5 protein-coding genes are annotated in these 8424 nt (G+C 56.3%); all 5 read left to right on the top strand.

Annotated features, from left to right (window positions below):
* Positions 1–328: 328 nt before the first annotated feature.
* Positions 329–1129 carry a YwiC-like family protein gene (locus HMPREF3171_RS11140; RefSeq protein WP_371326163.1) on the top strand — a complete coding sequence of 267 codons (801 nt, stop codon included), beginning with the start codon at positions 329–331 and terminating at the stop codon, positions 1127–1129.
* Positions 1130–1203: 74 nt separating this feature from the next.
* Positions 1204–1437, top strand: a complete 234-nt coding sequence (locus tag HMPREF3171_RS11135) for a hypothetical protein (protein ID WP_141743406.1) — start codon at positions 1204–1206, stop codon at positions 1435–1437.
* Positions 1438–1621: 184 nt separating this feature from the next.
* Positions 1622–3622: a type I restriction-modification system subunit M gene (locus HMPREF3171_RS11130; RefSeq protein ID WP_070484975.1), complete on the top strand. Its 2001-nt coding sequence runs from the start codon at positions 1622–1624 to the stop codon at positions 3620–3622.
* A complete protein-coding gene (locus HMPREF3171_RS11125) occupies positions 3615–4817 on the top strand; it encodes a restriction endonuclease subunit S domain-containing protein (protein WP_083292089.1) in 1203 nt (400 codons plus the stop codon). Before HMPREF3171_RS11130 ends, HMPREF3171_RS11125 begins: the two co-directional genes overlap by 8 nt.
* A gap of 2 nt (positions 4818–4819) precedes the next feature.
* Complete coding sequence (locus HMPREF3171_RS11120) at positions 4820–8356, top strand: type I restriction endonuclease subunit R (RefSeq protein WP_070484973.1); 3537 nt, start codon at positions 4820–4822, stop codon at positions 8354–8356.
* Positions 8357–8424: the final 68 nt, after the last annotated feature.

Below are 8424 nucleotides of genomic sequence, written 5' to 3'. Positions count from 1 at the left end.
CTCATTGCGCACGCCGACCGTGAACACAACAAGGAGTCCCGCCGCGATGAGCGCAAAAACTACCTGGGCTACATGAAATCCATGTAACTCAGTCAAACTCGACGCAATCGAGGTTCCCATTAAAGCGCCGGCCCAAGCGGGACCGAACTTTGGCAACGTCATAGGACTAACGCTAGGCCTGCCACCGCGTCTCATCCACTTTGGGTCGGGGCTTTGTGGTTTTTAGGACGCGAATGGCCTGAAGCGCGCGACGGTGCCGGGTGCTTCGAATCGACGGAAAAGACCACGCCAATTGCCCATCACGGATTCGCATCAGTAGGGTGAAAACATGTCGAAGAGCCAGGCGCAGCGTAGCGTGTCGCGCAACCCCCGCACACGCCGACGCTCACCCGGTTGGGTGCCCGACCAACACGGCGCCTGGTTTATGGTCACTGTCCCCGCTATCACCGGCGTCATTCTGGCGCCGTCGTGGACTGCGATTCCTCTGTTGCTGACCTGGTGGCTCGGCTATTTCACCTTTTTCGCCGGCAGCGTCTGGATCCGTTCGCGCTTCCGCGAACGCAACCGGCCCCCGGTCTTGGTCTACGGGTCGCTCGCGGCGGTCGCGGGTGTGACAACGCTGATCTTCGACTGGCGGCTTCTCATGTGGGTCCCGGCGTTCGCACCGTTGGTGGCCATAGCCGTATTCGAGGCATGGAAGCGGCGTCCGAGGTCGCTGTTGTCGGGTGTTTCCACTGTCGTAGCAGCCTGCCTCATCCTGCCGGTGGCCGCCTGGGCCGGGGGAGGCCTGGATGTGGAGGCGTGGGCCGCATTTGCCGTGTACCTGGCGTACTTCGTCGGCACTGTGCCCTACGTGAAGACGCTCATCCGTGAACGCGGCTCCAGGCCCTGGTTCATCGGGTCGGTGAGCTATCACGTCGTCGTGCTTGTCGCTGCCGTCGTCGCCGTGCTCGTAACCGGCGGGCATCCTTTCCACCCAGCGATCATCGTCGTGGCCGTCGTGTTGCTCGCGCGGGCGACGCTGATGCCGATCACCGGCGCACGTCGTGAGAAGCCATGGACGCCGAAGATCGTCGGACTTCTGGACGCTGCCATCACAGTGCTGGTGGTCATCGTTGTGCTGCTCTAAGGCGCCTCATTCGCTGCCTCGTCACTTTGGCTGATTGAGATACAGCCCATGGCTTCCGCCGTATGATGTGGTGCATGAACTGCCGGAATGTCCGTATCAACTCCGTCGCGGCGCTTATCCTGAGCCTGTTAGGGGCGGCGTTCTTTGCAGTAGGGCGGATTCTGTTTGGGGTGGGCGGATGGCTCGTGTTCTACTCCGTTCCAGCTGGGGTGATCGCCGCACTTGCGCTTCTTGCTTTGTGGTTTATCCCCGTACGCCACGTGAAGGACGACTACCCGTGCCTAGTCAAAGCCTGCCTTAATTTGTGATTTGCAGGAAGGTAAAGAGAAATGTGTTCACGCGTACAACGGGGGAGCGTGCAGGGGTTTGTTTGGCTAGCGGTACTGCGCTGCAAACCTCCCGCTCGTGCGGTGAAACACCAATATTTGTTGCCTGAAAATGAGTGATTCCTGTGGGACAATCAGGCGTCTACAGATTCATAAGGAAGCAACGATGACTGACACCTCAGAGATCCTGGATTCGATCACGCCGAAGCAAACTGCCAAGGTCAATAGCCTCAATGCCGCCATTTGGCAGACTGCCGACGATTACCTGCGCTTGATCGTTCCGGCCGAGAATTACGGTGACTACATCATTCCGTTCACGGTGCTGCGCCGTCTCGAGGGGCGACTGGAATCGACGAAGAAAGACGTTCTGGATCTTGTTCACCGGGAGAACGTGAAGGGAACAGACCCTTCGATCGTGAACCTCATGATCGAGAGCATGTTCAAGCTTCGCTTTTGGAACACCTCGGAGTTGTCTCTCGAGCGCCTGGCTACTTCCGACGACACGTTGAAGGAAGGACTGGAGCAGTACCTCAGGGCGTTCTCTGCAAATATCCAAGAGATCTGGAAAGCGTTCGAGTTTGAGAAACTCATCGACTTCCTCGACCGTAATAACCAACTCTGGAATGTGGTGAACCACTTTGCGTCCATCGACATGTCCGACGAGGCGCTTCAAGACCAGACGATGGGCGACATCTTCGAGAACCTGATGTATCGTTCCTTCGCCAGAAAAGCGAAAGACGCCGGTGAGTTCTATACCCCGCGCGACGCGATTCGTCTGATGACGTCCATCCTGTTCACCTCGGATGACGCGGAACTGGAGGAAGACGGCATCATCCGTTCCGTCTACGACCCCACCGCCGGTACGTGCGGCATGCTCATCGCTGCGCGTGACGCGCTGCGCGCAATCAACCCAGGTATTGAGATCGTCGTTGCAGGACAAGAGCTCAAAGAATCTTCTTTCGCCATGGGCAAGTCTGATCTGCTCATGCAAGGGTTCAAGAACCCAGAAGTATTGAAGTTTGGCAACTCCCTGACCAACGATCAGTTCGCCGATGAAACATTTGACTACATCATGGCGAACCCGCCGTACGGGTCATCCTGGAAGGCGTTCCAGAAGGACGTCAAGGCACTCCAGGAGCAGGGCGATCCACGCTTCGCAGAAGGACTTCCCGCAGTTAGTGACGGGCAGATGTTGTTCTTGATGCATATTGCGCACAAACTCGCTGCGGCTGATGGCCCAACGAAGGGCGGGCGTGCAGCCGTAGTTACCAACGGCTCTCCGCTGTTCACAGGGGACGCGGAAAGCGGTCCGGACAGCATCCGCAAGTACTTGATCGGTGCGCAAGGCGGCGTTGAAGTGCTGGACGCGATCATCGCGCTCCCAAATGACATGTTCTACAACACCGGCATTGCTACCTACATCTGGATCCTTGACAGGAACAAGGAACCACGTCGCCGTGGCAAGATCCAGTTCATCGACGCGACCGAGATGTGTGCTCCAATGCGGAAGAACATGGGACAGAAGCGCGTCGAGTTCTCGGAAGACGACATCCGCGAAATTACCAAGATCTATAAGGACTTTGAGGAGAATGACCGCTCCATCATCGTCACTGCCGACGATCTGACCTACCGCGATGTGCCGATGTTCAAGCTGGCGCACTACGCGGTAAGTGTCACGGATGAAACTGTGGCAGAAGCGATGAAGCACAAGTCCGCATTCCCGGAGCATGAAGCAGTCATCCGCGAAATGGAAGGGCGCGAGTACAACGATCTCCCGGAGGCGCTGAAGGCTTCCGCGAAGGAACATGGCGTGAAGATGGGCGCACCATTGCTCAAGCACATCATGAAAGCGCTTGCCGTTGAAGATGAGAACGCACCAGCTTCCCTTGATGAGAAGGGCAACCCAGTCGTAGATGCATCGACCAAGGTGATCGAGCGTGTGCCGTACCTTGAGGGCGTATCCGAGCACATGGAGCGTGAAGTGCTTCCGTTTGTTCCCGATATGCAGTGGGATGAGTCCTTGACAAAGGTGGGAACGGAGTTGCCGTTAACGCGCCTGTTCTACAAGCCGGAAGAGTCCCGCTCCTTGGAAGAGTTGGACGCGGATATCGCTGCGTCCCTGGATCGAATTTACGACATGTTCAGGAAGGTGCGGTCTGATGACTAATCGTGCCCTATGGACCGCGATGCAAGAAACAAATTCTAGAGCGGGACACCGGTGTGACGACTTACCTCTTTTGTCAGTTTCGATGACCAAAGGTGTATTGCGATTTGAAGATTTGCATCCTGAAAGAATTGCACGAGCGGAGTCATTCGAAAACTATAAGTCCGTCCGGCAAGGTGACATTGTTCTAAATCGGATGAGTGCAACTTCTGGAGCTGTGGGGGTTGCGCGCGAATCTGGCATTGTAAGCCCGGACTATGCAACCTTTAGGCCCAAAAAAGGAGAGAATTCCGACTTTCTGAGTTTCCTGATTGGAAGCAGAGACTTCATCGAGACTAAAGTGCGCCCTCTTCTTAGGGGGATCGGCGTAGGTAGCGACGGTGGGGTTCGCACTCCTCGCGTAAATTCGTCCGACTTGCTCGGCATTAAGGCTTGGATTCCTTCCTTTGACCAGCAGAGCCGAATTGCCAGTTATCTCGAGAAGGAAATCGGCGAGATGGAGGCGCTGATCGAGGAATTCGAGACTCTAAAGAGAGACCTCGAGAACCGCAGGTCGATAGTAATCGACAGCGTTCTGGAAAATACAGATCGAATTCCGCTGGGCTACTTCATTAACGAGATTCGAACAGGAATGAACCCACGGCAGAATTTCACTCTGTCTCCTGCGGGGGCCGAGGGATATTACATCACCGTGCGGGAACTTAAAGGCAAGCGGATTGAAATCGATGACAGCACTGTCAGGATCGGTGCTGACGCCGTTGCGATGATCCAGGAAAGAACGCGTTTGATTCCAGGGGACCTTCTCTTCTGCGGTACCGGGAGCATTGGGAAAACAGCAATCGTTTCCGAGACACCGACAAACTGGGGCATGAAGGAAGGGATCTACGCACTTACTCCGACTCCTGGAAAGCTTGATACTCACTATCTTTTTTATGCACTGAGCTCGTCTCGAACCAAGAAAGAGATCGCGTTAGATTCACTTGGTTCAACTGTTGCGAGCATCTCAACCGAGAAACTTCTGCGGGTGACGATTCCTTATCACTCTTATGAGAAGCAGCAGGAATTAACTGCGGAATTGGATCGCGAATTCGGGCGCATGGAGGCTCTCGCCGAGGAGTCAACGAAACTCATCGAGAGCCTCAAAGCGCGAAAGACCGCGCTGATCACTGAAGTCGTTACGGGGCGGAAAGAGGTCTAATCATGGTGAACCCGATTCTTGAAGAAGCGATGGAACTGACCATCTGCCGATCTCTCAACAGTCAAGGTTGGATCTGGAACGAGGGTGCCAACGACAAGGGGTTCGACCCCGAACTTGGACTGTTCCCCGAAGACGTACTCCACTGGCTGAAAACCCAGTATCCGGAGCAATACGAGCGTGCTATTCCTGAAAACGCGAACGACACGGAGCGAAAGTCTCGTGAGTACCGGCTGCTAAAGCGGCTGACCAAGGAGCTCGACTACACGCCGATTCTGGATGGCATCACTAAGAAGGTCAACGGCGGACTACTGGGCACGTTGCGAGATGGGTTCTCGTTTACACAGACAGACCTTGGCACCGTGAACTTCCCGGATATGGCGGGCTTTTACCCGTATGACCCGGCGAAGACGGATGTGATCGACAAGGCGAAGGAAAACCGCCTACGCGTGCTGCAGCAAGTCCACTTTGAAAAAGGTGGCCTAGGTGAGATTGACCTTGTGCTGCTGGTTAACGGCATCCCCGTGATCACGATGGAACTCAAGACTGACAACACGCAGTCGATTGACGATGCCGTCAAGCAGTACAAGCACGACCGCAAGCCGAATCGCTCCAGCCGCCCGCTGCTCAACCCCGGCCGCTGCCTCGTCCACTTCGCAGTGTCCTCCCGTGAAGTCATGATGACCACGGAACTCAACGGCGCCGATACTGTCTTCCTTCCGTTCAACCAGGGAACCGAGGAAGGCCGCGCTGGTAACCCTGACAACCCCAACGGGTACAACGTTTCCTACCTGTGGGAGTGGGTGTGCTCACCAGATCTGCTGCTGCGCATCCTGAAGGATTACGCACTGTGGGAGCCGTCCACGAAGGGCAACGAGGGTCGCCTGATCTTCCCACGCTTCCACCAATTGCGCTCTGTGGAACGTGTCACCAGCGATGTCGCTAGCAACGGCACCGGTCGGCGCTACCTGATCCAGCACTCTGCCGGTTCCGGTAAGACGAAAACGATTGCGTGGTTGGCGCACCGTGCCAACAAGATGATCCACGAAGACGGGACGAAACTTTTCGATTGCGTAATCGTCGTTACGGATCGCACCGTGCTGGATAAGAACGTCGCGGACGGACTTTCACTTCTGCAGGCCTCTGAAGGCATGGTCATCAACATCACCAGCGATGACACCTCAAAGTCGGAGAAACTCAACCACTATCTCACCCAGGGCAAGCGCATTTTGTCCTGTACGCTGCAGACCTTCCCGGCACTGGCGCAAACGATTGACCGTTCGCCGAAACTGCGAAACCGCCGCTGGCTGGTCATTATCGACGAGGCTCACTCGTCCCAGCACGGCAAGGCATCGCGCACGCTGCTCGAGACATTGTCGGATACTCCCGACGAGCTTGCGGAAGCGGCAACGCGAGCGGCTGCGGATATTGAAGACGAAGAGGCGCTCGACAGTGGCGCAGCGCTCAGCGTCCCTGCTGGTTCGACTCCGTCTGGCGAGCTCACGCGTGCTGAAAAGGATCGTCTGCAGCAGCAGCGAGACTCGGCGGTCGCGCGGTCGTCGAACGTCACGCTCGTTGCGTTGACCGCAACACCCAAGGCGAAGACGCTTGCCGTGTTTGGCGAGCCGTCCCCGAACAATCCAGAGAAGTACGTGGCGTTTGACCTGTACTCCATGGCACAGGCAATCGACGAGAACTTCATTCTGGATGTGCTCCAGAACTACATCTCACTATCGCTCTACGCCAAGATCGAAGACCAACTTGGCCGCGAAGACGACGTGATTCTTGGCGAGGCAAAATCTGCACTCAAGCATTTCGTTCGCTCCCACGAGAAGACGATCCACTCCAAGGCCGAAGTTGCCGTCGAGCACTTCAATAACAACGTGCGCTTCCTGCTCGGATCGACCGCGAAAGCAATGGTCGTTTGCGACGACCGCATGAGCGCATACACCTGGTTCCGGGCGGTTCAGGACGTGATCAAGTCCAATCCGAAATACCACGGGCTCGAAGCACTTGTGGCGTTCTCTGGTTCGCTCGACGTGTCCAAGGACGAGGACATCGAGGAGATCGTTACGGAATCCTCCCTCAACAACGAGAACGCACCTGAGGGGCATCGTCGGATGGAAACGACGAAGATGTTCGACGGTGCGGCGTACAAGTTCCTCATCGTGGCTAACAAGTATCAGACCGGCTTTGACGAACCTCGCCTGTCAGCGATGTACGTGGATAAGCCACTGTCCGGCGTGATGGCGGTGCAGACGCTCTCGCGTCTGAACAGGACGATGCCGTCGAAGAATAAGACCAAGACTTTCGTCGTCGACTTCGTCAATGACCCCGAAACGATTCTTCACTCGTTCCAGCCGTACTACTCGCAGGCGTCTATTGACACCGAGGTAGACCCCGACGTACTTGCAGATCTTGCTCGCGTACTGGACACCTCCCAGTTCTACGACGTCGAGGAGATGGAAGCGATCGCCGACACGGTGATGGACCGGGACATTGACGTAAAAAAGAAAGACAGCCTGATCCGAATCGGGATCGATCCAATCATTACCCGGTGGACCGAGTTCTACGGAGGTGCTTTGATCTCCAGGGACAAAGACAACGAAGCAGTGGCCACAGATTTCCGTGCGAACCTGGTGAAGTACGTTCACGCGTGGGACTTCTTGAGCCAGTTCATCGACTTCCAAGACATCACTCTGCACAAGCGTGCGATCTTCGCCGACCTGCTCGCGCGCAACCTCAAGCTTGGCAAGAAAGCACGCGAGGAGGACTACGTCACCGGCGTCGAGGTAGTGAAGACCGCGGTCATGGGTGACGTTGAAACAGGCGTTGAGCTGAAACTCAACATCGAGGATTCGCGGGCACCTCTCCCTGTTCCAGGGTTTGATGGACGTGTCTCTACCGGTGGGGCAGGGGATCCACTGCAAGGTGCATTCCGCGAAGCAGTGGAGCAGGTCAACGAGCTGTTCTCCGCTGCAGGCATCGACATGTCCAACTCGGCGAATACCCGCATGGTTCATGCCGTGTGGGAGGCGTTAGCTAACGACGAAGAAGTGGAAGCCCTTGCCACCAAGAACCCGCAGGAGGCGTTGGCGAAGTCACCGAAACTTCGCGACAAAGTGCTTTCCGCAATCTTGGGCGCCGACGCTGAGCACGAGCAGTTCACTAACCTCATGCTCGGTGGCGAAGACGCGCTGAACGTTCTCACCGCAGCAATGTCTCGTCTTGCCGTTGCTGCGATGGAGGACAAGGCGCGCGGGATCGCAGTGCCGGACGACGCGCTCATCGGTGGTGCGGAAGAACCCCAGGACGAGTCGCCGGTTGAACGTCGTATCCAGGACCTTCTCGATGTAATGCTCATGCACGCTGGTGCTTCTACTGTTGAGGAAGAACTCGCCCGCTCACTCGATGACGCACTTTCGAACCGTGGAACCTCCAACGTGTTCGAGGTGGTTCGCTCACAGTTCGTCGGGCACTCGTTGCCAGTTGACGGTGATCTGTACCAGGGTGTCGTGATGTACGCAGTGGAGCACTACTAAGGGGCAAGGACGGGGCCGATATCTTCTGAAAAGAAAACTGAAGTGTCCCAGGTTTTGTTCCGTTTGAG

This window comes from Corynebacterium sp. HMSC08F01 (genome assembly GCF_001807545.1).
GTDB lineage: Bacteria > Actinomycetota > Actinomycetes > Mycobacteriales > Mycobacteriaceae > Corynebacterium > Corynebacterium coyleae.
Note: the sequence above shows the minus strand (reverse complement) of the source record. Positions and strands in the feature narration are given on the sequence as shown.

What these genes read in the sequence shown, in the direction of transcription:
- HMPREF3171_RS11140 (WP_371326163.1), top strand. Translation starts at nt 329, where the DNA reads ATGTCGAAGAGCCAGGCGCAGCGTAGCGTGTCGCGCAACCCCCGCACA.
- HMPREF3171_RS11135 (WP_141743406.1), top strand. Translation starts at nt 1,204, where the DNA reads ATGAACTGCCGGAATGTCCGTATCAACTCCGTCGCGGCGCTTATCCTG.
- HMPREF3171_RS11130 (WP_070484975.1), top strand. Translation starts at nt 1,622, where the DNA reads ATGACTGACACCTCAGAGATCCTGGATTCGATCACGCCGAAGCAAACT.
- HMPREF3171_RS11125 (WP_083292089.1), top strand. Translation starts at nt 3,615, where the DNA reads ATGACTAATCGTGCCCTATGGACCGCGATGCAAGAAACAAATTCTAGA.
- HMPREF3171_RS11120 (WP_070484973.1), top strand. Translation starts at nt 4,820, where the DNA reads ATGGTGAACCCGATTCTTGAAGAAGCGATGGAACTGACCATCTGCCGA.